Source organism: Citrobacter sp. EC_71 (assembly GCF_019584005.1).
Classification (GTDB): domain Bacteria; phylum Pseudomonadota; class Gammaproteobacteria; order Enterobacterales; family Enterobacteriaceae; genus Citrobacter; species Citrobacter werkmanii.
Genome location: NZ_VDAY01000002.1, coordinates 224,039 through 246,584 on the forward strand (window position 1 = coordinate 224,039; position 22,546 = coordinate 246,584).

The window sequence follows — 22,546 nt, forward strand, 5'->3', positions numbered from 1 at the left end:
GAAATCATGAGCCAACAGCTGGAGCAAATTCTCGCCCTAAATCACGGTGAAAAGCCGGAGTGTGAAAATGTGGATGAGCCGCAGCGAACGCTGGTGCTATTTCAACTGGCGGGTAAGAATTTTGCTTTCTATGGGGCGCAGATAAAAGAGATCCTCGCGGAGCGTCCTATATCCTGGGTTCCCTGCTGTGCGCCGATGCTGGAAGGCGTCATCAACTACCGTGGACGTGTAGAGTCGGTGATGAGGCTGGACAGCCTCATCGATAAACCAGCCGTTAACCCGGCAGGTAAACGCACTATCCTGATTGGCTGCGCCGAGAAAATGCAAAGCGGGATCCTGATCGACAAACTGATTGATGTGTTGGAAGTCGCCGAAAGCCAAATCCACTTGCCGGGAGACTCGCTGCCTCCGGCACTGCAAACTATCGCAGTGGGGGTGGTTAATGTGGCGGAAACCTGGTTCACGCTGCTCGATCTGAATCTGGTTTTTGCGCGTTATCAGGAGACCAGTGGTTATGACGGCTCCCATTAATCTGGCTGCGGTGCGTATTACCCTCGGAACGCTCAATTTTTATATTCCGGCAAACCAGGTCGGGCGCTGTTCGCTGGTGACAAGGGTTGCGCCGGAAATCCCGCGTTTAAGCCAGTGGCTGGGCATTGCCGATGAGCCGCAACAGGGCAGACATTTACATCTGTTTGTCCCGGATAGCGGCGTTGAAACCGGCTGGTATCTGTGGGGACAACTGGAGAATGTCATCTTACCTGGCGATACCATTTTTGCCGTACCACCGCTTCTGGCGCGCAACTGTCATCTGCCTGCGCTACGCGCGTTGGTGGGCTGCGAAGCCTTCAGCCCGTTGTTAAGCTGGCGATAGGCTAATGGTGTTATAAATCTATTTTACCGCGGCATGAAATAGTTTAGCTGTAAATATTTTTGTTTATCTTTTTTAATGCCGCTCACCTTCCTGTTGTGATATTTACGCTTCATTACATAAGTAATGATTAATTTAAATGTCAGCATGATGGCTTTAATTAAATAGCAAGCGCAGGCCCGTCACATTTTTAAATATTTCTATTTGGTTCGCGTCGTGGAAATGATTTAAATCACTTTATTTATTCTTTGTTTATTCAAAATGTCCGGGTGATTCTCCACGATAACAAGGAAATGGATATGAGTTTACCCTCCCAGGATAATAAGGTAGGACCCGGGGCTTATTTTGCTCTGGCATTCGCCGCAGTATTTTTCTCTGGATTACTCGGCGGAAAAGAATGGTACGGTGTATTTGATTTCACCACTCTGAATGGCGCATTTGGCAGGGTTGTCAGTAAAGTGAGTCTTGAAGGCGATACCCTGACGACCGCAACCAGCGCATTTCGTGGTACCGGTGGTCATGGTGCTATGGATGGCTTTCTTTTCGCGCTGGGATTAATCCCCGCAGTAATGTTTGCCTTGGGCATGATTAATGTGCTGGAACACTACGGCGCGCTGCGTGCGGCGCGGCACCTGTTGACCCCATTATTGCGTCCGCTGATGGGGATCCCTGGAAATACCGGTCTGGCGTTGATTGGCAGCTTGCAGAGTACGGACGTTGGCGCATCGCTTACCCGTAACCTGGCCGATGAAGGTGAAATTACAGAAAACGAAAAGGACATTTTTGCTATGTTCCAGTTTTCGGCCGGGGCCATGATCACTAACTTTTTCTCTTCCGGCGCAATCCTGTTCACCCTGATGGCAGTGGATGGTACCCCGGCGGTACCCGCGTCCATTGGCGCGTGTGTGGCCGTGATGTTCATCATGAAAATTGTTGGCGCCAACATGATGCGCCTGATCCTGACTTTCACCAATAAAAAAGCCCAATCAACTGTGCCGGGAGAAGCATCATGAGTGCGCCAACCTCTAATCCTGTTATTACCGATGTATTTGTCGAAGGTGCGCGTAAAGGCTGGAACATCGCTACCACCAGCACGCTGCCAAACGTGGTGATGGCCTTTGTCATCATCAAAGCGCTGGAGATTACCGGGGCGCTGAAAGGGCTTGGCATGGTATTCGCTCCGCTGATGGGACTTTTTGGCCTGCCAGGTGAAGCTGCAGCGGTACTGATTGGCGGCTGGATGTCGATGGGCGGAGGTATTGGCGTTGCGATTGGTCTGTTTGATAAAGGCATTCTGACCGGTGAACACCTGGCTATCCTGGCGCCGGCAATTTATTTGATGGGCTCCCAGGTGCAATACCTGGGACGCATTCTGGGGGTTATTGGCACCAGCGCTAAACGTATTCCCCTGATGATTGTTATCTCCGTTTTGAACGCTTTTTTAGCGATGCTGCTGATGCGCATTATTCTCTGATAAGGAAATACCATGGATTTGGAAAAATACATTGATGAACTGCAAACACTGGTCAACGTAGACTGTGGAACACAAACGGTCGCGGGGGTAGCCCAGGTTGCCGCGGTGGTGCGTGAACTCTGGCAGCAGGAAGAAGACTGGCAAACGGAGCTGGTAGATTTAGGCAATGCGGTGGGCCCGGCCTTGCTGGTGACCAATAAGCCCCGGGCGACGCAGTATGATGTACTGCTGGTAGGTCATCTGGATACCGTTTTCCCGGTGGGAACCGTAGCTGAACGTCCAATGAGCCGCGATGAAAGCCGTCTTTACGGGCCGGGCGTTTCCGATATGAAAAGCGGTTTACTGAATATCCTCTGGGCGATGCGCACACTGCCGGCGGAGCATCTGCAACGTTTATCTATCGCGGTGGCGATGAATCCGGATGAAGAGACCGGCAGCGTTCACTCCAGTATGTGGATTAGCGAACTGGCGAAGCGGTCGCGTTGCGTGCTGGTCTGTGAAGCTGCCCGGGCTGACGGTTCGCTGGTGAAAGCGCGAAAAGGGGTCGGCGGCTATCAATTGACGTTTGACGGCGTGGCGGCGCATGCCGGGAATGAGCCAGAAAAAGGGCGTTCTGCCATTACCGCTTTTGCCAACAGTGTGCTGGCCATTAACGCATTGACCGATATGACCCGCGGAACCACGCTAAACGTCGGTGTGGTGCAGGGGGGAAGCGCGGCGAACGTCGTGGCGGCAAAGCTACACGCGGAACTGGATGTGCGTTTTTGGGAAAATGAAGAGTATGAGCGCGTGCACAAGTCGCTACAGTCGCTGTGTCAGCAAGGTTTCCTTGATGGCGTGACCACCACGCTGACCCGTGTAAGTCATAAACCCGCGATGGCGGCGAGTGAAGAGACACAGCGCCTGATGGCGCTGGTTGAACGGGCCGGGAAAGAAGAGGGAATTTCGGTTACCTGGCAGGCAGTGGGGGGTGGTAGCGATGCCAACCTGACGGCGGCGTTAGGTATTCCAACACTGGACGGGCTGGGGCCTGTCGGTGCAGGTTTTCACAGTGCCGATGAGTGGCTTGATATTGCCTCAATTGAACCGCGGATCCGTTTATTAAATCGTATTCTCACGATGTTGTAGTTTACGGAGAATATAGCCTCCTGTGGGAGGCTATATTCATAGCTGGGGTGCCTGTCGATGTCATAATATTAGCGAACATACTATTAAGCGTTATTTATATATCATGCCGCAGCAGCTGTTTCTCTAAACGGCGATCGCGCAGCGTTGAATAAATAAAGGTAATCACAAACAGCAGCGAAAATAATACGACGATGGTGGGAGCTGGCGCGCTGTCGATGAAAAATGACAGATACACGCCCAGAAATGAGGTTATGACCGACATGACCACCGCCAACAATAAGGCATGGGAAAATTTCCGTGTCATTAATATCGCAATGGCGCCTGGTGCAATTAGCAAGGAAATCGACAAAATAATGCCTACCGATTTCAGCGTGGCGACGATCGTCAGGGCAATCATACACAACAGACCATAATGCAGCAGCGTCGTGTTAAGACCGCTGGCCTTTGCCTGATGCGGATCGAAGGCGTGCAGTAGAAGATCTTTCCACTTCAGCCCGATGATAAGCGCAATCCCCAGCGTAATAACCGAGGTTTGCACAATATCGCTAAACGATACGCCCAGCATATCGCCGAACAGAATATGATCGAGATGGACCTCCGACTGGATCGAAACGTATAGCACCAGGCCCGCGCCAAACATACCGGAAAAGACGATCCCCATCAGGGTGTCACGCTTAATTCGGCTATTGTCGTCGAGATAGCCCGTTGCCACCGCACAAAACAGCCCGGCGATAAACGCGCCAATCGCCAGTGGGATACCCGCTATCCACGCCAGCACAATGCCGGGAAAAACCGCGTGGCTCATGGCATCGCCCATCAGCGCCCAGCCTTTAAGCACCAAAAACACCGACAACAGCGCACAGGGGATGGCGACAATGGTGGAGATGACCAGCGCATTGACCATAAAGCTAAACTGAAAGGGTTCCAGCAGCGTTGTGAAGATCATACGGACTCCTTGTTCACCCGGCTGGCGCGGCGGCGATTCGCCAGCAGACCGTGTTTTGGCGCAAAGACAAACGCCAGCAGGAACAGCAGCGTTTGTAGAACCACAATAATTCCGCCGGTTGCGCCGTCCAGCCAGTAGCTCAGCCAGGCGCCAAAAAAGCTGGTCAGGCTGCCGATAGCCACGGCGATAGTGAGTAGACGCGGAAAACGATCGGTCAGAAGCCAGGCGGTGGCACCGGGTGTGACCACCAGACAAATCACCAGAAATGCGCCGACGGTTTGCAGAGCGGCAACCGTGGAAACGGAGAGCAGCGTAAAAAATAACAGCTTTAACCGGCCAGGATTCAGACCGATGGAGCGCGCATGGTTTTCATCAAAAAAAACCACCATCAGATCTTTCCACTTCAGCAACAGAATAGTCAGCGAGATGACGCCGATGATGGCCAGTTGCAGAATATCTTCCGGTGCAATCGCCAGCACGTTTCCCAGAATAATGGTCTGGATGTTGACCGACATCGGATTGAGCGACACCATAAACAGCCCGATACCGAAAAAAGAGGAAAAAATCAGTCCGATAATCGCATCTTCCTTCAGGCGCGAACGCTGATTGAGAAACAGCATGCTGCCCGCTGCCAGTCCACCGGAAAGAAATGCGCCAAGGGCGAAGGGAAGCCCTAACATATAAGCGCCGGCAACGCCCGGAACGATAGAGTGCGACAGCGCATCGCCAATCAGCGACCAACCTTTGAGCATCAGATAGCAGGAGAGAAACGCACAAAGGCCGCCGACCATTGCCGAGACCCACATCGCGTTGAGCATGTACTGGTAACCAAACGGTTCTGTCAGCCAGTTCATGATTATTCCCCCTCGTTGGCCGCGCGTCGCGAAATAAACGGGCGTTCATCATCGGTAATCACATGTTGCTCACCGCCGCTCAGCGCCACATGGCGCAGAACGCCGCTGAATGCCTGCTCAAGATTCTCAGTCGTAAAGGTGGTTTCGGTCGGGCCACTTGCCAGCACCGTACCTTTAATCATTACCGTGTAATCACAAAATTCGGTAACGGATCCCAGATTATGGGTAGAGACCAGCATGGTTCGCCCCTCATCGCGCAGTTCGCGTAGCAGGTCGATGATGCGCGCCTCGGTTTTCACATCCACGCCGGTGAAGGGTTCATCCAGCAAAATCACCTGTCCATCCTGAGCGATGGCTCTTGCCAGAAAAACGCGTTTTTTCTGCCCGCCAGACAGTTCACCTATCTGGCGATGGCGATAGTCCAGCATATCGACCCGTGCCAGCGCTGCATCAACACTGGCGTGGTCGATCTGTTTTGGCCGACGCAGCCAGCCCATATGGCCAAAACGACCCATCATCACCACATCTTCCACCAGTACCGGAAACGACCAGTCCACCTCTTCCGACTGAGGGACATAGGCAATCAGATTCTGTTTCAGTGCCTGATTAACCGGCTGTTGCAGAATAGATATTTCCCCCTGCGCCAGGCGAACAAACCCCATCAGCGCTTTAAAAAGCGTTGATTTTCCTGAACCGTTTACGCCGACCAGGGCGGCAATCGAACCGCCCGGAACCTGAAAAGTGGCGTCCCGCAATGCGGTGTGACCGTTGCGATACGTCACCGTAACCTGATTTACGGTAATCGCAGAGTGACTCATGGTTGGCTCTCCAGACCTTCGTTGATGCCGTTAACAATGGTTTGTGTGGTGACGCGCAGTAAATCCAGATAGGTCGGTACCGGGCCATCGGCCGCGCTGAGCGAATCGACATACAGTACGCCGCCGTAATGTGCGCCAGACTCACGGGCCACCTGACGCGCAGGTTTATCGGACACGGTGCTTTCGCTAAATACCGTTGGGATATGATGCGCTCTGATCGCATCGATCACTTTGCGTACCTGTTTGGGGGTACCCTGCTGATCGGCATTGATCGGCCACAGATACAACTCTTTCAGGCCGTTATCACGTGCCAGATAAGAAAACGCGCCTTCACTGGTGACCAGCCAGCGTTTATCGGCAGGGAGCTTTGCCAGTTCTGCATGTAGTGGCGCCAGCGTCTGCTGGATTTTGGCTTTATAATTCTGCGCATTTTTCTGATAGGTTGCGGCATTCTGCGGATCGTATTTCATCAGCGCATCGCGAATATTATCCACGTAGATCAGCGCGTTTTCTGCCGACATCCAGGCGTGCGGATTGGGTTTGCCATTATACGGCCCTTCGCTGATACCCATTGGCTGCACACCGTTGGAGACCATTACCTCCGGCACGCCGGATAAATGCTGGTAGAAACGGGCAAACCACAGCTCGAGGTTAAGCCCGTTCGAGAGAATAAGCTGTGCGCCTTGCGCCCGCTTGATATCGCCCGGCGTGGGTTGATATTCATGAATTTCTGCCCCAGGTTTGGTGATGGAACTGACGTCCGCGGCGTCACCTGCCACGTTACTCGCCATATCCGCAATCACCGTAAAGGTGGTTATCACTTTGAACTTTTCTTGCGCCCAGGCAGGTGACAACGTCAGCGCCGTTAACGCGCCAGCAAGGAGAAATGACTTCAGATGGGGCAGCTGCGGCATAGTATCCCTCACAACAAAGTGGTTAATTTATCAACGAATATAGCCTTTGCTATGTTATATAGCACAAGGCATAAATAAATGAAAATAATTCTTATTTGCGTAGGGTGCTAAGGAATTGGTGGGGGATAATGCATTTCACGCCGACAGAATTGCCGGCGTGTCGGTGATGAATAACCTGATGATTATGACTTCTGGAACTCAGTGACGGTTTCCCATGCAACCTGTTGTAACGCTTTGGCGGTGGCAGGGGTCATGTCCGTATCGACCGGAAGTGCGCCGCCGACCGGAGACTGGTTATACAAGGTAGCGAAAAATACGCAGGCTGCGAGATACGTTCCAGAAATCGAAGGGTGTACACCATCATGATAATACAGGTTTATTTCCGGATGGGTTTTGCGCGCTTTCTCGAAAGCCAGACCTACCGGAGCGACATACCCCCCTGTTTTTTGCGCAATGGAGATATAAGCATCCGCCAGTTTTTGGCTATCTTCGGGTTTAGCTTTCTTCGCCCAGGTCATGAAATAGACGACTTTTGCACCGGCTTTATGTGCCATTTCGGCCATTTGGGTTGCCGAGTCAACGAAGTTTTGTCGGGTACTTTCTTTCTTTGAGATCGTTTCTGTGGAGTTCCCCTGCAATACCACCACATCCCATTTCTGTAGCGTGTTCTGGTAGCGCATATTCTCAATTTGCCAGCCTAAATGACCGCTGGAAATCGTTATCCCCCGATACTTATAGCCTTTGGCATGGTCCGGCAGTAAAGACTGCGTCAAATCCCGTAATCGGGTGTTGATATTATTGTTATAGAACGTGAATGAGTTACCATAAAGCGCGACGATTTTATTCTCGCCATCCATTTTGGCATGAGCGGAAGGCGCTAATAACGTATCCGCATGAGCGCAGACACTGCTCAGTGCAAGGGCCATTGCAGCGGTAAGCAAAGTTATCTTTTTCATTGGTTATCTCTTAGAAATCATAACGGAGTCCAACGATGAGCGCATCATCATTGGTTTTTTTGTTCTTACTGGCGAATTCTTTATCGTAAGTAAATGATAACCACGTATCCTCAGCCAATGTTAATTGCGCTTCAGCACGCCAGTCTTCTTTTTCAGCGATATCTTTACCATCTTCATTTAAAAAACTGTATCCAGTGAGAACCTTGACGGTGCCAAAGTTGTAGGAAATAAGTGAGTCCATTCCTTTATAATTATTATCACTTTTGTTATCGCGGGAAATAGATGTGCGTAACGCGGTTACCGCAACTTCATAGGCTTTATAGTTGAGTTGTAACCCTCCCATAATTTGATCGTTTTGATTACGTCCATCGGTGGTCACAACACCATCCTGTCGCTTATAACGACTGGCCGCAATCGCCGGTGTAATTCTAAAATCGCCAAATTTGAAAGACTTACGATAGCTGGCCATCGCGCCATAATCGAGGGCTTCGTTATCGCTGTTGCCATTACCGGAGACCCATGCCAGCTGAATTTCGTTACCAGCAAATTTGGCGTTCCACTGTACGGTGCCGTCCTGGCGGTTGAACTGGTACGAATCATCAATGGTTGTAATGCCATAGCTGTAGATATTGGGCGTAAAGTTTTTGTATTTATCGGTCATTTTCATAACCTGGTACAACGGGTTTTTGGTTCTCCCGGTGATCAATTCACCCCATGTTTTATTCGACAGACCGACATAGGAATAGCGGGCTTCCATATCGCTTTCACCGGTATTGTTATCATTTTTTTCGGTACGCACCTGCCATTCCAGGCGACCCACGATTTTGGTATCTGGCAGCAGATCCAGATCTCGGGTGAGATAAATACCTACACGTCCACCCAAATCGCTTCGGCTTTCACTGCCGGCAAATGAATTCTGACCACTCGCAATTTTACCCTCAACACGTCCATAGATATCCAGAGTATTTCCATCTTTATTATAGACGTTTAAGGCGAACGCCGAGGAACTCATACCCATTAGTAATATTAGTGAATAATTTTTTAGCTTCATGTCATCCCTCAAAACAGCATTAATTTCCTGACCATAAAAAGAAAGTTCACAGCGGGATAATTGTTTGTGAAAAAGGAAGGACAGCGGTATGGGAAACATTTTTTCTCGTAATGAAATGTGATTATTCACGCATAAATATATCTGATTGCGCTATTGCATTAATGGTTCTTATATTTAATGAACGTTTTTATTGAAATGTTGTGACTGTTTAAACTGTAATGCAGGAATTACTGTGAAGTACATCCCATTTCTAACGGGAGCAAAAACTGAAAATGGGAATAGTGCATTCTCATAGCCGGTTTTGGGGTGGGAATACTATTTTCCCCTGTAATTTGCAGAACAGATCCCGCAAAATTGATTAATCACATTTTCGATTATAACGCATCATTGGCCGGAGAGGCGCTGTATGTTCGGTAAGCAAACAACGGTATTTGATTCTGATCTTTATTCATCATTGTTCACCCACGAGCGGATGCGGGAAATATGGTCTGACGACAATCTGCTGCGTTGTTGGCTGCGATTTGAGGTCACTGTTGCACGCATTCAAAGTGAGTTAGGGATTATCCCCGAGCAGGCGGCATCTGAAATTGCGCATGCCTGCCAGGAAATACAAATAGACTGGCCTACTCTGGCAAAGGAAACACAAACGGTTGGTATGGCAATAAAACCGCTAATCGATCAGATCTCCGCCTTCGGTACGCCGTTGGTAGGCCAGTTTCTGCATTGGGGATGCACCACTCAAGACCTGCTGGATTCAGGTATGGCGATGAGATTGCAGCAAACGCTGCAATTGCTGCGCGAGCAATTGCTTGATGTAGGTGAAGTTATAACAGCAATGGCAATACGACACACCCGCACGGTAATGGTCGCGCGCACCAATTCGGTAGATGCCTCCGCCACAACATGGGGGCTCCATGTGTGCAGTTATCTGACAGAGATTAACCGCCACCTGGCAAGACTCCAGCAGTTGTATCCACGCGCGGTGACCGGACTCTTTGGTGGTGCGGTAGGCAATCTGGCTTCCGTGGGCGAGCAGGGTATGGAAACCCGTGAACGACTGATGCTGGCGCTGGGTCTTAACGTGCCCTGCGGTATTAATAATGCCAGTCAGGATGCGGTCGTTGAAGTTGTGCAGTTTTTTGCGCTTGTCCATGGCACGCTGTGTCGACTGGCTAACGATGTCGAAACCATGGGGCGCACGCCGATCGCTGAAGTGTTTGAAGGCGAAGGCGGTGGAGGATCAAGCACAATGCCGCACAAAGTCAATCCGCGCGCCAGTAACATGATACAAACGCTGGCCAGAATGGGCTGGATGTATGCTTCCGGCGCGCCGGCCATGTTGGATCAACAGGATGTGCGAGCCGCTTCTATGAGGGTTCTGAACTGGACGATCCTTCCGGAGGCATCGAATGCCTTATCGACCAGCCTGACACGTGCAAAAAATCTGCTTTCGCATCTCGTTATTAATGAAGAGAAGATGCGCGCTAATTTTGACTGCTCGAAACACTTTATTATGTCGGAATCGCTGACGATGAAACTTGCCGCCAAAATTGGCAGAGAGTCAGCCTATAACTTATTGAAAAAACTTCTGAAGAATGCAACTGGTGAGCAGAACTTCATGGAGGTTGTGCTGGCCAGCCCGGAAATCTGCGCATCACTGTCTGTGGCGGAAATTACCGCCGCCTGCGAGCCGCTATCATATATCGGGGCTAATGATGCGCTAATTGCTGAAACGATAGCTGAATTCGAACGCGTAAAAACGGTAGAGATTGCCTGATTTGCCATGCTGCCGGGAGGAGGCACTCTCCTGGCGGCGCTAAGTGTTGTGGGCTGATGCCGAAAAAGTTTCAAAAAAGACGAATAATTCCTCCAGTTGGGCAAAATTCCCCTCGTTATCGCCTTTCTCATAAGCCAGATGCAAAATGAGTTCGATAAAAAAGAAGCCGAGTATACGGCTTTGAAAAATGGACTGTACGTCGCTGGGAAGAACAAACTGCAGATCGCAGAATTTACCGTAAGGGTTCGCTTCTGAGTTGGTAACCAGTACCACGACGGCATTCTTTTTTCTGAACCACTTTGCAATATTGAGGGCAACCCGATTGAATCGATAGTAGGAGAAGACAATCAGTACGTCCTTCTCCTCAATATTGATAAGACATTTGGGAAGTTCGCTGATGTCTGTCGGTAACAGTGTTATATCGCTGCGAAAGTATTTTAGCAGGGTACAAAAATGTGTCGCCATGGCATGAGAAGATGAAGGGCCGACAACATAAATATGACGTTGATTGTTCAGTACCAGATCGATAAAAGCATTCAGGCTTTCAATATCGATATTATTTTTAAATTGATTAAATAATTCTGATACTTTACATGTGAAATCAGTAACGATACTTTCTGTGGTAATGCTGGGGTTGTTACGTAGTTTGGTGTTTTTCTCAAAAGGCGCAGAAATTTTATTTTTTGACAACGTAATGTCTAATGCTTTGCGGAAAGCTGCATAACCTGTAAAGCCAATTTTATTTAAGAACCGGCCAATGGTCGCTTTGCTTACCATCGCATTTTGTGAAAGATCCACAATGCCATGATAGGGGAGTTCATTAAAGTGTTTATTAATGTACTCATTAAGTCGGCACTCAGATTCAGTTAGATCACCCATATTAAGAGTGAGTGAGTTATACTCATCCAGACTTAATGTGTTTTTCTTGTACATGGATAACACCCGATGGCTGTTGTATATCAACGTTGTTATAGGATAATACGCTTTCGACGTCAATCATAGAATGAATATGTTGGACACCCACATCCAGTCTTTTCTTGGGAAGGCGGACGCATTCAGATGAGTTGCGATCTTACTCACAAAAAGGGGTGGGAAAACACCTTTCCCGTATTTTACAACCACACAACCCATTACAATTAAAACTCAATGTTTGAGTATGTAATACGATAATTTTATGTACATATTATAGCTGCTTATATATAGGGGTGATTCTTTACTATCCTACATAAGTTATGATGATGTGACAGGTAACCCTACCCGATTTATATGGCATAGGAATTGTTATTATGACGGCGTTTATTATAGCAATAGTGATAACAGTTATTGCTGCATGGTTAATTGTGAAAAATTATCAGCCGCAAACTGTTTTATTACTCGCTGGACTGGCATTATTGACCATTACCGTACTGTTTTATCCAGAAAACAGTATTCTGTATGATAAAGCAAAATCCACGGGGTCAACCTGGCTGGATATCTTTAGCTTTGCAAAAGAATCGCTTACCACACAAATTGCAGGTATTGGTCTTATCATTATGGCTGCGGGTGGATTCGCCAGCTATATGGATCATATTAAAGCGTCGAATGCGATGGTCAATATGTGTATTCGGCCGCTGCAGGTGATTAAAGCGCCTTACTTAATCCTTGCGTTGGGGTATATCTGTGCGCAGCTTCTGCATGTGGCAATTTCAAGTGCGGCAGGCCTGGCGATGCTGCTGCTGGTGACATTCTTCCCGGTCCTGGTTCGCCTTGGGGTGAGTAAAGCCTCCGCGGCCGCGATGATTGGTTTGTGCGCGTTTATGGACTTAGGACCTGCGGTAGGTACGGCCAATCTGGCGGCGAAGCATGCCGGTATGGAAAGTGCTATCTACTTTGCCCATTATCAGATGCCGGTAGCGGTGGTGGTGATGCTGGCTGTGGCGGTGGTGATTTACTTTACCGCGAAGTATTTCGACAAAAAAGATGGCTTCGTACCCGGCGCGCAAAGCGTGGTTGAGGCTGAAGAAGAAGGGCGTAAAGTTCCTGCTATTTACGCGCTGTTGCCGGTTCTGCCGGTGGTACTGGTGTTGGTCTTTAGCCCGCTGGTGATCAAATCTATCAAAATCGATGTGGTGACTGCGATGATTCTTGGCGCAGTTGTCGCCTTTTTCTTCGAGCTGGCGACCACGCGTGATTTCAAAAGCTGCTGTAAAGGGATACAGGTCTTTTTCAAAGGCATGGGCAGTATGTTTACCAGCATCGTTTCTTTGCTGGTATGTGCGGATATTTATGCTCAGGGACTGCAGAAAATTGGTGCTGTAGATTATCTGTTGCAGTCCGTACAAAACGCCGGTCTGGGCTTTACCAGCATGACGCTGGTGATGACCGCCCTGGTGGGGATCACCGCTGTGCTGACCGGATCTGGCGTTGCAGCCTTTTTCTCTTTCTCCGGACTGGCTCCTTCAATTGCGGCAAAATTTGGTGAAAGCGCCGTCAATATGATCCTCCCTATGCAGCTGATGGCGGGTATGGGGCGCTCGATGTCTCCAGTGGCTGGCATCATTATTGCGGTGAGTAAAGCGGGTGAATGTTCACCATTTATGATTGTCAGAAGAACCCTGCTTCCTGCGCTTGCAGGTATCGCAGCGATGCTGATAGCCAACTATGTCCTGATTTGAATACCGAGAGCCTGGTAACACAGGCTCTTATTTTTTATCTGGTTGCAATTTATGGATGACAACGTGACAAACGATGTTTTATACGTCCCGTTTACGGGAAAGTTACTGCTTGAGTCTCCGTTATTAAACAAGGGCAGCAGCTTCACGCAGCAAGAAAGGCATGACTTTAACCTTGGCGGTTTACTGCCATGCGCCATTGAAAATATTGATGAACAAGCCGAGCGAGCTTATCAACAGTATATCGAAGCAGAATCCCATAACGCACGGCATATTTATCTGCGTAATATTCAGGATACCAACGAAACGTTATTTTATTACCTGCTGAAAAAGTATCTGCCAGAGATGCTGCCAATTGTTTATACCCCAGTGGTTGGGGCCGCCTGTGAAAAATTCTCCTGGATATATCGTCGTGCGCGTGGCGTCTTTATTTCCTGGCCCGATCGCGAACGTATTGACGATATATTGCATGATATTCCACGTCACGATATCAAGGTCATCGTCGTCACCGATGGCGAGCGTATTCTGGGATTGGGCGACCAGGGTGTTGGCGGTATGGGAATTCCTATCGGAAAACTTTCGCTCTATACCGTGTGTGGCGGGGTTAATCCGGCCAATACGTTACCCATTCTACTGGATGTCGGCACGAACAATACGCGACTGCTGGACGATCCGCGCTATATCGGCTGGCGTCATCCGCGCGTAACCGGTGAAGATTACTTCGCGTTTATTGGAATGTTTATTGCTGCCGTAAAACGGCGCTGGCCTAATGTTCTACTGCAGTTTGAAGATTTCGCCCAGCATACGGCCGTGCCTTTGCTTGAACGTTATCGCGATGAACTGTGCTGTTTTAATGATGATATCCAGGGCACGGCATCGGTGGCTCTGGCAACCATACTCGCAGCCTGCCGTGGCAGCGGCCGGGACTTTCATCAGCAATCCATCGTGATTGTTGGGGCGGGGGCTGCGGGATGTGGGATCGCCCGGCATATTGTTGCTTGTCGTATGTCAGAAGGCATGGGGCAGGCCGAAGCCCGACGGACCATTTTTATGGTCGACCGCGACGGTCTGGTAATGACCAGCAATAATGCCTTAGCTGATTTCCAGCAACCGCTGGCGCAGTCACCCGAGGAAATTTCTGACTGGCAGTATGAGGGGCTGGCGCCGTCACTTCTGGAAGTGATCCGTAATGCCAAACCCGCGGTAATGTTGGGGGTTTCGGGTCAGGCTGGATTGTTCTCGCAGGAGGTGATTCGCACGATGTACCAATACTGCGATCGCCCTGTCGTGATGCCATTGTCGAATCCCACCTCAAAAATGGAAGCACGGCCAGAAGATATTCTTCACTGGACCGAGGGACAGGCCATTATCGCAACCGGTAGCCCATGCGAGCCGGTAGAGATGTATGGACGTGTCATTCCTGTTTCACAGTGTAATAACGTGTATGTTTTCCCGGCGATCGGTCTGGGGGCTATTGCCAGCGGCGCGACGCGGATAACAGAGGCTATGTTGATGGCGGCAAGCCGTGCGCTGGCGGAAGCTTCTCCGCTGGTGCATGACGGTGAAGGCGCGCTGTTACCAGAGATTGGCACAATATGCGATGTGACTCGCAATATTGCGTTTGAGGTCGGCAAGGCGGCGCAGCAGTCAGGTGTGGCGGAAAAAATGAGCGACGATGCCTTGTTGCGGAGCATTAAAGATAACTTTTGGCTACCGCACTACCGTCCTTATAAACGCAGGGCAATTTAACTATTCTCCCAGGGAATTGTTCGCAGGTCATGGTTGCCTTCACTATTAAGGTGTATTATTTATGCAACTTAATAGGGGAGGCACCATGTCCGGCAAACGTATTGCACGAGAAAAAATGACGATCCAGAGAATGATCTCGCTGTACGAGAGCCAGTGTCCGCAGGCTGTAGACGAGCCGGGACATTACGATGCATTGTTTGCCTATGCGCAAAAGCGCCTCGATAAATGCGTATTTGGTGAGGAAAAACCGGCCTGCAAACAGTGCCCGGTACACTGTTATCAACCCGCCAAACGTGAAGAGATGAAGCAGATTATGCGTTGGGCTGGGCCAAGAATGCTCTGGCGTCATCCGATCCTGACCGTACGTCATCTGATTGATGACAAACGTCCCGTCCCGGAATTGCCCGAGAAGTACCAGCGGAAGAAGTAAGTAACAATTCTATGCCGGATGGCGGCTTTGCTTATCCGGCCTACAAATACACCTGTGGGTAGACCCGATAAGCAAAGCGCTATCGGGTGAACCGTTAAACCAGCGCATCCTTATCAATACCCAGGCGCTTCATGCGTGACAGTAACGTCGTGCGCTTCAGCCCCAGTCGTTGCGCCGCGCCTTTGGGACCGGCAACAACGCCGTTAGTCTCTTTCAGCACGCGCATGATCAGCTGGTATTCATCTTCACCATCTTGTGCGACTTCGGTCGCCACCGGCGGCGTGGAAGGCGACAAAGCGACGACATCCGGCAGAGACAGTTGCAGTACATTGCCTCTTGTGAGCAGTACTGCGCGTTCTACCACATTTTCCAGTTCACGCACGTTACCCGGCCATTCCATACTGCTCAGCGTACGCAGTGCTTCGGCGGGTATACTGTCGATATTGCGCCCCATCCGGCGGGCAATTTTAAAGGTGAAGGCTTTTACCAGCAGCGGAATATCTTCCGGGCGTTCACGCAGCGGCGGCAGATGGATCGGGAAGACGTTCAGCCGATAGTACAGATCGTTGCGAAACTCGCGATCGGCGACCATCTTTTTCAGATCGCGGTTGGTGGCGGCGATCAAACGGACATCGGTCTGGATCAGCTTATTGCTGCCCAGACGCTCAAACTCCTGTTCCTGTAAAACGCGCAATAGCTTCGGCTGAAGCTCAAGCGGCATATCGCCCACTTCATCAAGGAACAGTGAGCTTTTGTCCGCCAGTTCGAAACGCCCAATACGTTGCGTGCTGGCCCCGGTAAACGCGCCGCGCTCATGACCAAACAGATCGCTCTCCAGCAATCCGGCAGGCATTGCCGCGCAGTTCATTTTTACCATCCGGCGGGCGTTACGGCCACTCAGGTTATGAATTGCTCTGGCGATCAGCTCCTTGCCTGTTCCGGTCTCGCCGAGAATCAATACGGTGCTGTCGCTTTGCGCCACCATCTCGACCTGTTTGAGCACACTGTACATTGCTTCGCTGCGGCCAATGATTTCGCCGAACTCACTGTCAACGTTGTTGAGCTGCTCGGTCAGCGCCAGGTTTTCATCGACCAGACGTTCTTTCAGACGGTGAATTTCCTGGTAGGCGAGGGCGTTATCCACGGCAATCGCCACGCGTTCGGCAATCTGGCGCAACAGTTTGAGGTTGGCGGTGGTGAAGACTTTCTCTTCGCACTGCGCCAGCTTTAGTACGCCAAGCATGTTATTACCGGACATTAACGGCAGCAGGCACAGAGTTTGTAGCTGGTTGCCCCAGGTCTCGAACAGCATCCGTTCATAAGGAGCAAGGGCGTCGCGTTCGCTCAGGTTAATCAGCAGCATCTCTTTGCTTTTGAAGACCCGCTCAGAGAGCGTGCCTGCTTCGTCCACTTCGCTCTGTTCATGCGCCGGGTGATGTTCATCCAGATAGTGGGTGGAGTAGATGCTCAGCTTATTTTTGCGACTGCTGCGTAACACGATGCTGATAGCATCGATGTCGAAATAATGGTGGATCTCTTTAGCGACTTCGCTGACCAGTTCGTCTATGTCCAGTCGGGAAAGCACCGCATTGGTGATGGCGACCAGAATGCGAAAGTTGTCACGCTCACGGCACAGCAGATCGTAATCGACGTTATTGCTGACTCTGCTTTGAATTTGTTCAGCCACGACACCGACAATCTGGGTGAAGGTCTGCAGCCGATTGTACTCTTTTTCGCTCCATGGCCGGTCTTCATTGCGAATGAATTCGCAACCGCCAAAGATGCGCCCATCCGCCGCCAGCGGCAGCAGACAGTAGTGACCAAATTCAGAATATAATCCGCCGGATGCCAGCTGCGGCCAGGTTTCCGTGAACTCATGATAGTTGCAGTGCAGCGCGTCGGGGCGCGACAGAATACGGCGTACCGGCCCATGCGCCAGCACCGTTTCGTCTTCATAATCGATAGGTTTACTATTTTCGCGCGTCGCAAAATAACGCGCACGTTGCGTTTGTGCCTGCCATAAGACAATAGCCGCGCAGTCGGCCAGTCCGGAACGCTTGGCCAGCTGTGTAAGCGCCTCGCTGAGAGACTGAAGATCGGGCTGCTGTAATAATGTACGAGTAATATCGAACAGTCCTTGCTGTCCGAGGTCACTCATCGGTGTATACGACATATTGCTTTTCCAGGGAAAGCACCGCAAAACGGTGCGAAAACGGTAAATGAATTATAGGTATAAGTCGTAAATTATTGCCGGATGGCTGACCGCAAACTCGCTGGTCACGCAATCCGTAGGCCTGATAAGCAAAGCGCCATCAGGCGATAATGCAGCGTTAATGCCGGATAGTGACGCAAATGCGTCTTCTCCGGCCTACAGTATGCTGCCAACTGGCTGCTAGCATATACGAGGTAATGGTTCAGCGTGTGGTAAATCGAGGGTTCGTTTCACGCCATACAGTCCGGCAAGACGTACGCCTTTACGTTCAACCACTTCACCAATCATTGCCGCATCGCGTCCTAACGGATGCGCGTGCAGCGCGGCAAGCACGCTTTCAGCAGCCTGACGCTCAACGGCAATCACCAGTTTGCCTTCGTTGGCAAAGTTGAGCGCATCGAGGCCCAACAGCTCGCAAACGCCACGCACCGCAGGCTTCACAGGCAGGGCCGCTTCAGACAGCTCAATACCAAATCCGCATGATGCGGCAAACTCATGCGTCACCGCATTCACGCCGCCACGCGTGGCGTCACGCAGCGCCTTCACGCCGGGTATATCACGTATCGTCTGAATGAGCGGCGTTAACACCGCACAGTCGCTGACCAGTTCGCCATCAAGACCCAATTGCTCGCGCAGATTAAGAATGGTTGCGCCATGATCGCCAAGCGTACCGCTAACCAGCAATACATCGCCAGGGCCGAGAGTTTGCGCGCCCCAGTGAATGTTGGCGGGGATCGCCCCCATACCGGCGGTGTTGATAAACAACTTATCTGCGGCGCCACGCTGCACGACTTTGGTATCACCGGTCACGATGGCGATGCCCGCTTCGCGTGCGGTTGCCGCCATGCTGGTGACGACGGTTTTCAGCGTCTCCATCGGCAGACCTTCTTCAAGGATAAACCCGCAGGAGAGATAACGCGGAATAGCGCCGCTGACGGCGACATCGTTCGCCGTACCGCAGATAGCCAGCTTGCCGATATTGCCGCCGGGGAAGAACAACGGGTCGATAACGTAGCTGTCGGTAGAGAACGCCAGGCGGTCGCCCTCTGCAACCAGTTGCGCCAGCTCCAGACGCGCCTGATCTTCCTGTTCCGCCAGCCAAGGATTAGCAAAAGCTTCCATAAACAGACTGTTGATCAACTGCTGCATAGCCTGACCGCCGCTACCGTGGGCGAGTTGTACGCTGTTCATGCTTCACACTCCTGCTGACGATACTGATACCAGGCGGCACATGCGCCTTCTGAGGAGACCATCAGTGCGCCAAACGCGGTCTCCGGGTTACAGGTTTTGCCAAATAATGGACACTGATGCGGTTTACATCTGCCGGTCAACACCTCTCCACAACGCGCGCGTGGATCGTCATATACCTGCTGTGGCGCTGGCTGAAAATGCGCTTCGGCATCAAAACGTTGATAGTCCGGCGTCAGGTGAACGCCAGACGATTCGATCACGCCCAGACCACGCCATTCGCTGTCGCCGTTGACGCAAAATACCTCAGCGATGGCCTGTTGCGCTAAGGTGTTACCGGCATCCGGTACTACGCGGCGGTACTGGTTTTCGACCTGACTATGGGCGGCGATTTTCTGTTCAACCAGCATCACCACGCCTTGCAGCAGGTCGAGCGGCTCAAAGCCGGCGACCACTAACGGGCGATGGAAATCTGAGGCAATGAAATTATAGGCGTCGGTGCCAATCACCATGCTGACATGCCCCGGTGCTAAAAAGGCATCGATGCCGTTGTCCGGCTGTTCCAGCAGGCTGCGCAGCGTGGGGATAAGCGTAATGTGCTGACAGAAAAAGTAAAAGTTCTGCACATCGCGTTGTTTGGCCTGCTGCAGGGTAATGGCGGTGGTTGGCATTGTGGTTTCAAAACCCAGGCCAAAGAACACAACCTTACGTGTCGGGTTTTCCTGTGCCAGCTTCAGCGCATCCATCGGTGAATAGACGATGCGGATATCCGCGCCGCGCGCTTTGGCCTGTAGTAGTGAGCCTTGTTTTCCCGGCACGCGCATGGCGTCGCCAAAGGTGCAGAAAATCACTTCCGGATGGCTGGCGATTTCAACACAGCTGTCGATCCTGCCCATCGGCAGAACGCAAACCGGGCAGCCAGGACCGTGAATGAACTCCACGTTTTCGGGCAGCAACTGGTCGAGCCCGAATTTGAAAATAGCGTGGGTATGACCACCACAAACTTCCATGATGCGCAGCGGTCGTTCGGCGGTGTAGGGGAGGAGAGCGGCACGTTCACGCAGGTGCTCTATCAACTGCATCACCTGTTCTGGTGCGCGGTATTCGTCAACAAAACGCATTTATTTTTCCTCGCCGTACAGCAACGCGCCGACATCCGGCTCAACGTCAAACATGTTTTGCAGTGCGTCGAGCGTGTCGCGCGCTTCTGCTTCATTAATGATGCTCATCGCAAAGCCGACGTGGACCAGTACCCACTGACCCAGACGCGGCTGACCATTTTCATCACAGCTACCGACCAGCGTCAGGTCGACGTCGCGCTGAATACCGCAAACGTCGACTTTGGCCTGGTTGCCATCAATGGTGCGGATTTGACCCGGAACACCTATGCACATCGCTGTGTCTCCAGCCAGGAGAGCCATTGGTCCATCCCTTCGCCGCTGGTGGCGGAAATCAGGATGATCTCAATGTCCGGGTTCACTTCCCGGGCGCTGGCGATGCACTTTTCAACATCAAAATTGAGGTACGGCAGCAGATCCACTTTATTGAGCAGCATCAGCGATGCGGCGGCAAACATATGCGGATATTTTAGCGGCTTATCTTCGCCTTCGGTGACGGACAGCACCGCCACTTTATGACGTTCGCCGAGGTCGAAGCTGGCTGGGCAGACCAGGTTACCGACGTTTTCAATAAACAGAATGCCGTTGTCATCAAGCGGCAAACGCGGCGCGGCGTCAGCAATCATTTGCGCGTCAAGGTGGCAACCTTTACCAGTGTTGACCTGGATGGCTGGGGTGCCGGTGGCGCGAATACGGGCGGCATCGTTGACCGTCTGTTGGTCGCCTTCAATCACGGCGCACGGTACGCTGTCTTTCAGCTTGATCAGCGTTTCGGTCAGCAGCGTCGTTTTACCAGAGCCCGGGCTTGATACGAGGTTTAATACCAGATGCTGACGAGCGGCAAAACGGGCGCGGTTACGTTCGGCCAGACGGTTATTTTTGTCCAGCACGTCAATTTCGACTTCCAGCATACGGCGCTGGCTCATGCCTGGCGCATGGGTACCCGCCTCGCCATGACCGTAGTGAAGGTCGCCTTCTGCGGTCTGGCTCGGTGCGAAATTAGAGGTTTTCACACCGGTAATATTCAGCGCCGGGCGAGCCGCCGGGGCAAATGGCGCGCTGCGAAACGCCGAGTGGGGATTATGCTCATCACCCTCTATATAAAGGTTGCCTTCAGCGCAACCACATGTCGTACACATCGCTCACTCCTGATCTCTATCTTGCGGTAAATCTGTTGCCGGATGGCGGCTTCGCCTTATCCGGCCTACAACTCAGGCTATTCCTGTAGGCCGGATAAGACGCTTAAGCGTCGCCATCCGGCGCAGAATTACTGTCTATTTCAATTCGTCGAATCTGTAGACCGTCATCGGCCACAATTCTCAGCGTATCGCTGTTGCATTGCGGGCACCGAAGCACGCGTTGCGTCAGTAACGTGACATATTGCTGACAAGATTCGCACCAACATTCCGCTTCTTGTTCTTCGAGGTGGAGTTTACAACCTTCTGCAAGGGTCCCACGGCATACCAGATCAAAACAAAAGGCGAGAGCGCTGGTTTCTACGCAAGAAAATGCGCCAATTTTGAGCCAGACCCCAGTTACTCGCTTTGCTCCGTGTTGCGTGGCCTGTTGTTCAATCAATTCCAGTGCCCGTTGGCAGAGGGTTATTTCGTGCATACCGCCTCCTGTGAAGTTGTCGTATTAAAAGCAATAAACATGCCAGGTTGAATTTTTTCATTCGTGACAATGACGACGATGACGAAATGACACATCGTCACCCGCCTTTGATTTCTTATGTTTATGAAAATAAAGAAAATTAATTTTGGCATGAAATGTGCTTAAGGCTGTTCATCTCTGCTAAACGGGTAACCTGACATGACTATTTGGGAAATAAGCGAAAAAGCCGATTACATCGCTGAACGGCATCGTCGCCTACAGGACCAGTGGCGTATTTACTGCAACTCGCTGGTTCAGGGGATCACCTTGTCGAAAGCGCGTTTGCATCATGCGATGAGCTGTGCGCCGGACAAAGATCTGTGCTTTGTCCTTTTTGAACACTTCGTTATCTATGTCACGCTGGCGGATGGCTTTAACAGTCACACCATCGAGTATTACGTCGAAACGAAAGAGGGTGATGATAAACAACTGATTGCACAGGCACAGTTGACCATCGACGGTAAAGTTGATGAGCGTATCAGCAACCGCGATCGCGATCAGGTGCTGGAGCACTATCTCGAAAAAATCGCCAGCGTCTATGACAGCCTGTATACGGCGGTTGAAAACAATATGCCGGTGAATTTAAGCCAGCTGGTTGAGGGACATAGCCCGGCTTAAGCCTCGGGTGCTGCCCACGTTTGTCATGATGCGGCTTTACTTCTGCGTCACGACAGTTTAGGGAATGGGCATGTCGAAAATGTCGAAATGACATTTGCCTGACATGTTTTCGTCAAAAATGACTATCACCTGAGGAAT

23 protein-coding genes are annotated in these 22,546 nt (G+C 51.1%); 10 read left to right on the forward strand and 13 right to left on the reverse strand.

The annotated features are described in order from the left end of the window. Positions 1 to 6 precede the first annotated feature (6 nt). The 5 genes from FHD02_RS02835 to FHD02_RS02855 all read left to right on the forward strand — a co-directional run bounded on the left by FHD02_RS02835 (position 7) and on the right by FHD02_RS02855 (position 3,473). On the forward strand, positions 7 to 531 hold the full coding sequence (locus tag FHD02_RS02835; protein WP_137349488.1) for a chemotaxis protein CheW: 525 nt from the start codon (positions 7 to 9) through the stop codon (positions 529 to 531). Then, a complete protein-coding gene (locus FHD02_RS02840) occupies positions 515 to 874 on the forward strand; it encodes a hypothetical protein (RefSeq protein ID WP_137361221.1) in 360 nt (119 codons plus the stop codon). The genes FHD02_RS02835 and FHD02_RS02840 overlap by 17 nt, the downstream gene beginning before the upstream one ends. Before the next feature lie 290 nt (positions 875 to 1,164). Then, on the forward strand, positions 1,165 to 1,884 hold the full coding sequence (locus tag FHD02_RS02845; protein WP_137361220.1) for a nucleoside recognition domain-containing protein: 720 nt from the start codon (positions 1,165 to 1,167) through the stop codon (positions 1,882 to 1,884). Further along, positions 1,881 to 2,345 (forward strand): YjiG family protein, encoded by a 465-nt coding sequence (locus FHD02_RS02850; RefSeq protein ID WP_061382340.1) that lies wholly within the window; start codon positions 1,881 to 1,883, stop codon positions 2,343 to 2,345. The genes FHD02_RS02845 and FHD02_RS02850 overlap by 4 nt, the downstream gene beginning before the upstream one ends. Positions 2,346 to 2,357: 12 nt before the next feature. After that, positions 2,358 to 3,473, forward strand: a complete 1,116-nt coding sequence (locus FHD02_RS02855) for a M20 family metallopeptidase (protein WP_137361218.1) — start codon at positions 2,358 to 2,360, stop codon at positions 3,471 to 3,473. A 94-nt stretch (positions 3,474 to 3,567) separates the two neighbouring features. On the opposite strand, the gene sitD is transcribed toward FHD02_RS02855, so the two are convergent. From sitD to FHD02_RS02885, 6 genes are all read right to left on the reverse strand, one after another. Then, on the reverse strand, positions 3,568 to 4,419 hold the full coding sequence (gene sitD / locus FHD02_RS02860) for an iron/manganese ABC transporter permease subunit SitD (protein WP_042310618.1): 852 nt from the start codon (positions 4,417 to 4,419) through the stop codon (positions 3,568 to 3,570). Continuing rightward, positions 4,416 to 5,273 carry an iron/manganese ABC transporter permease subunit SitC gene (sitC, locus tag FHD02_RS02865; protein ID WP_137361217.1) on the reverse strand — a complete coding sequence of 286 codons (858 nt, stop codon included), beginning with the start codon at positions 5,271 to 5,273 and terminating at the stop codon, positions 4,416 to 4,418. The genes sitD and sitC overlap by 4 nt, the downstream gene beginning before the upstream one ends. A gap of 2 nt (positions 5,274 to 5,275) precedes the next feature. After that, positions 5,276 to 6,091 carry an iron/manganese ABC transporter ATP-binding protein SitB gene (gene sitB / locus FHD02_RS02870; RefSeq protein ID WP_137361216.1) on the reverse strand — a complete coding sequence of 272 codons (816 nt, stop codon included), beginning with the start codon at positions 6,089 to 6,091 and terminating at the stop codon, positions 5,276 to 5,278. Next, on the reverse strand, positions 6,088 to 7,005 hold the full coding sequence (locus tag FHD02_RS02875) for a metal ABC transporter substrate-binding protein (RefSeq protein ID WP_042310613.1): 918 nt from the start codon (positions 7,003 to 7,005) through the stop codon (positions 6,088 to 6,090). Before FHD02_RS02875 ends, sitB begins: the two co-directional genes overlap by 4 nt. 182 nt (positions 7,006 to 7,187) lie before the next feature. Continuing rightward, positions 7,188 to 7,961, reverse strand: coding sequence for a DUF4886 domain-containing protein (locus tag FHD02_RS02880; protein ID WP_042310610.1), 774 nt, complete (start codon positions 7,959 to 7,961; stop codon positions 7,188 to 7,190). 10 nt (positions 7,962 to 7,971) lie between these two features. Beyond that, entirely contained in the window at positions 7,972 to 9,012 is a 1,041-nt protein-coding gene (locus tag FHD02_RS02885; protein WP_079226082.1) for a porin, read from the reverse strand. Positions 9,013 to 9,418: 406 nt separating this feature from the next. Here FHD02_RS02885 and FHD02_RS02890 point away from each other — a divergent pair, with 406 nt between their 5' ends. Beyond that, the gene (locus FHD02_RS02890) at positions 9,419 to 10,789 is read left to right on the forward strand and encodes an adenylosuccinate lyase family protein (RefSeq protein WP_137361214.1); all 1,371 of its coding nucleotides are present in this window, start codon (positions 9,419 to 9,421) and stop codon (positions 10,787 to 10,789) included. A gap of 39 nt (positions 10,790 to 10,828) precedes the next feature. On the opposite strand, the gene FHD02_RS02895 is transcribed toward FHD02_RS02890, so the two are convergent. Continuing rightward, on the reverse strand, positions 10,829 to 11,722 hold the full coding sequence (locus FHD02_RS02895) for a MurR/RpiR family transcriptional regulator (RefSeq protein WP_137371070.1): 894 nt from the start codon (positions 11,720 to 11,722) through the stop codon (positions 10,829 to 10,831). Positions 11,723 to 12,075: 353 nt separating this feature from the next. Between FHD02_RS02895 and dcuC the strand changes: the two genes are divergently transcribed. The 3 genes from dcuC to FHD02_RS02910 all read left to right on the forward strand — a co-directional run bounded on the left by dcuC (position 12,076) and on the right by FHD02_RS02910 (position 15,619). After that, positions 12,076 to 13,443: a C4-dicarboxylate transporter DcuC gene (gene dcuC / locus FHD02_RS02900; RefSeq protein ID WP_042310602.1), complete on the forward strand. Its 1,368-nt coding sequence runs from the start codon at positions 12,076 to 12,078 to the stop codon at positions 13,441 to 13,443. A gap of 51 nt (positions 13,444 to 13,494) precedes the next feature. Beyond that, positions 13,495 to 15,189: an NAD-dependent malic enzyme gene (locus tag FHD02_RS02905; protein ID WP_137361211.1), complete on the forward strand. Its 1,695-nt coding sequence runs from the start codon at positions 13,495 to 13,497 to the stop codon at positions 15,187 to 15,189. 85 nt (positions 15,190 to 15,274) lie between these two features. Then, on the forward strand, positions 15,275 to 15,619 hold the full coding sequence (locus FHD02_RS02910; protein ID WP_042311148.1) for a nitrous oxide-stimulated promoter family protein: 345 nt from the start codon (positions 15,275 to 15,277) through the stop codon (positions 15,617 to 15,619). Positions 15,620 to 15,713: 94 nt separating this feature from the next. Here the strand turns inward: FHD02_RS02910 and flhA are convergent, their stop codons facing one another. The 6 genes from flhA to hypA all read right to left on the reverse strand — a co-directional run bounded on the left by flhA (position 15,714) and on the right by hypA (position 21,751). Further along, the gene (flhA, locus tag FHD02_RS02915; RefSeq protein WP_061382334.1) at positions 15,714 to 17,792 is read right to left on the reverse strand and encodes a formate hydrogenlyase transcriptional activator FlhA; all 2,079 of its coding nucleotides are present in this window, start codon (positions 17,790 to 17,792) and stop codon (positions 15,714 to 15,716) included. A 219-nt stretch (positions 17,793 to 18,011) separates the two neighbouring features. Continuing rightward, on the reverse strand, positions 18,012 to 19,022 hold the full coding sequence (gene hypE, locus FHD02_RS02920; protein ID WP_061382333.1) for a hydrogenase maturation carbamoyl dehydratase HypE: 1,011 nt from the start codon (positions 19,020 to 19,022) through the stop codon (positions 18,012 to 18,014). Beyond that, positions 19,019 to 20,140 (reverse strand): hydrogenase formation protein HypD, encoded by a 1,122-nt coding sequence (gene hypD, locus FHD02_RS02925; RefSeq protein WP_137371071.1) that lies wholly within the window; start codon positions 20,138 to 20,140, stop codon positions 19,019 to 19,021. The genes hypE and hypD overlap by 4 nt, the downstream gene beginning before the upstream one ends. Beyond that, the gene (gene hypC, locus FHD02_RS02930; RefSeq protein ID WP_038633103.1) at positions 20,141 to 20,413 is read right to left on the reverse strand and encodes a hydrogenase 3 maturation protein HypC; all 273 of its coding nucleotides are present in this window, start codon (positions 20,411 to 20,413) and stop codon (positions 20,141 to 20,143) included. It abuts the gene before it with no gap. Further along, complete coding sequence (hypB, locus tag FHD02_RS02935; RefSeq protein ID WP_038633101.1) at positions 20,404 to 21,276, reverse strand: hydrogenase nickel incorporation protein HypB; 873 nt, start codon at positions 21,274 to 21,276, stop codon at positions 20,404 to 20,406. Before hypB ends, hypC begins: the two co-directional genes overlap by 10 nt. Positions 21,277 to 21,379: 103 nt before the next feature. Then, positions 21,380 to 21,751, reverse strand: coding sequence for a hydrogenase maturation nickel metallochaperone HypA (gene hypA, locus FHD02_RS02940; protein ID WP_220393550.1), 372 nt, complete (start codon positions 21,749 to 21,751; stop codon positions 21,380 to 21,382). 198 nt (positions 21,752 to 21,949) lie between these two features. Between hypA and hycA the strand changes: the two genes are divergently transcribed. Beyond that, a complete protein-coding gene (gene hycA / locus FHD02_RS02945; RefSeq protein WP_042310585.1) occupies positions 21,950 to 22,408 on the forward strand; it encodes a formate hydrogenlyase regulator HycA in 459 nt (152 codons plus the stop codon). The last annotated feature ends 138 nt before the right edge of the window (positions 22,409 to 22,546 follow it).

What these genes read in the sequence shown, in the direction of transcription:
- hypC (WP_038633103.1), bottom strand. Translation starts at nt 20,413, where the DNA reads ATGTGCATAGGTGTTCCGGGTCAAATCCGCACCATTGATGGCAACCAG.
- flhA (WP_061382334.1), bottom strand. Translation starts at nt 17,792, where the DNA reads ATGTCGTATACACCGATGAGTGACCTCGGACAGCAAGGACTGTTCGAT.
- FHD02_RS02850 (WP_061382340.1), top strand. Translation starts at nt 1,881, where the DNA reads ATGAGTGCGCCAACCTCTAATCCTGTTATTACCGATGTATTTGTCGAA.
- FHD02_RS02875 (WP_042310613.1), bottom strand. Translation starts at nt 7,005, where the DNA reads ATGCCGCAGCTGCCCCATCTGAAGTCATTTCTCCTTGCTGGCGCGTTA.
- FHD02_RS02845 (WP_137361220.1), top strand. Translation starts at nt 1,165, where the DNA reads ATGGATATGAGTTTACCCTCCCAGGATAATAAGGTAGGACCCGGGGCT.
- hypD (WP_137371071.1), bottom strand. Translation starts at nt 20,140, where the DNA reads ATGCGTTTTGTTGACGAATACCGCGCACCAGAACAGGTGATGCAGTTG.
- FHD02_RS02855 (WP_137361218.1), top strand. Translation starts at nt 2,358, where the DNA reads ATGGATTTGGAAAAATACATTGATGAACTGCAAACACTGGTCAACGTA.
- FHD02_RS02840 (WP_137361221.1), top strand. Translation starts at nt 515, where the DNA reads ATGACGGCTCCCATTAATCTGGCTGCGGTGCGTATTACCCTCGGAACG.
- FHD02_RS02835 (WP_137349488.1), top strand. Translation starts at nt 7, where the DNA reads ATGAGCCAACAGCTGGAGCAAATTCTCGCCCTAAATCACGGTGAAAAG.
- sitD (WP_042310618.1), bottom strand. Translation starts at nt 4,419, where the DNA reads ATGATCTTCACAACGCTGCTGGAACCCTTTCAGTTTAGCTTTATGGTC.
- FHD02_RS02880 (WP_042310610.1), bottom strand. Translation starts at nt 7,961, where the DNA reads ATGAAAAAGATAACTTTGCTTACCGCTGCAATGGCCCTTGCACTGAGC.
- sitC (WP_137361217.1), bottom strand. Translation starts at nt 5,273, where the DNA reads ATGAACTGGCTGACAGAACCGTTTGGTTACCAGTACATGCTCAACGCG.
- hypA (WP_220393550.1), bottom strand. Translation starts at nt 21,751, where the DNA reads ATGCACGAAATAACCCTCTGCCAACGGGCACTGGAATTGATTGAACAA.
- FHD02_RS02885 (WP_079226082.1), bottom strand. Translation starts at nt 9,012, where the DNA reads ATGAAGCTAAAAAATTATTCACTAATATTACTAATGGGTATGAGTTCC.
- FHD02_RS02910 (WP_042311148.1), top strand. Translation starts at nt 15,275, where the DNA reads ATGTCCGGCAAACGTATTGCACGAGAAAAAATGACGATCCAGAGAATG.
- hypB (WP_038633101.1), bottom strand. Translation starts at nt 21,276, where the DNA reads ATGTGTACGACATGTGGTTGCGCTGAAGGCAACCTTTATATAGAGGGT.
- FHD02_RS02895 (WP_137371070.1), bottom strand. Translation starts at nt 11,722, where the DNA reads ATGTACAAGAAAAACACATTAAGTCTGGATGAGTATAACTCACTCACT.
- sitB (WP_137361216.1), bottom strand. Translation starts at nt 6,091, where the DNA reads ATGAGTCACTCTGCGATTACCGTAAATCAGGTTACGGTGACGTATCGC.
- FHD02_RS02890 (WP_137361214.1), top strand. Translation starts at nt 9,419, where the DNA reads ATGTTCGGTAAGCAAACAACGGTATTTGATTCTGATCTTTATTCATCA.
- dcuC (WP_042310602.1), top strand. Translation starts at nt 12,076, where the DNA reads ATGACGGCGTTTATTATAGCAATAGTGATAACAGTTATTGCTGCATGG.
- hycA (WP_042310585.1), top strand. Translation starts at nt 21,950, where the DNA reads ATGACTATTTGGGAAATAAGCGAAAAAGCCGATTACATCGCTGAACGG.
- hypE (WP_061382333.1), bottom strand. Translation starts at nt 19,022, where the DNA reads ATGAACAGCGTACAACTCGCCCACGGTAGCGGCGGTCAGGCTATGCAG.
- FHD02_RS02905 (WP_137361211.1), top strand. Translation starts at nt 13,495, where the DNA reads ATGGATGACAACGTGACAAACGATGTTTTATACGTCCCGTTTACGGGA.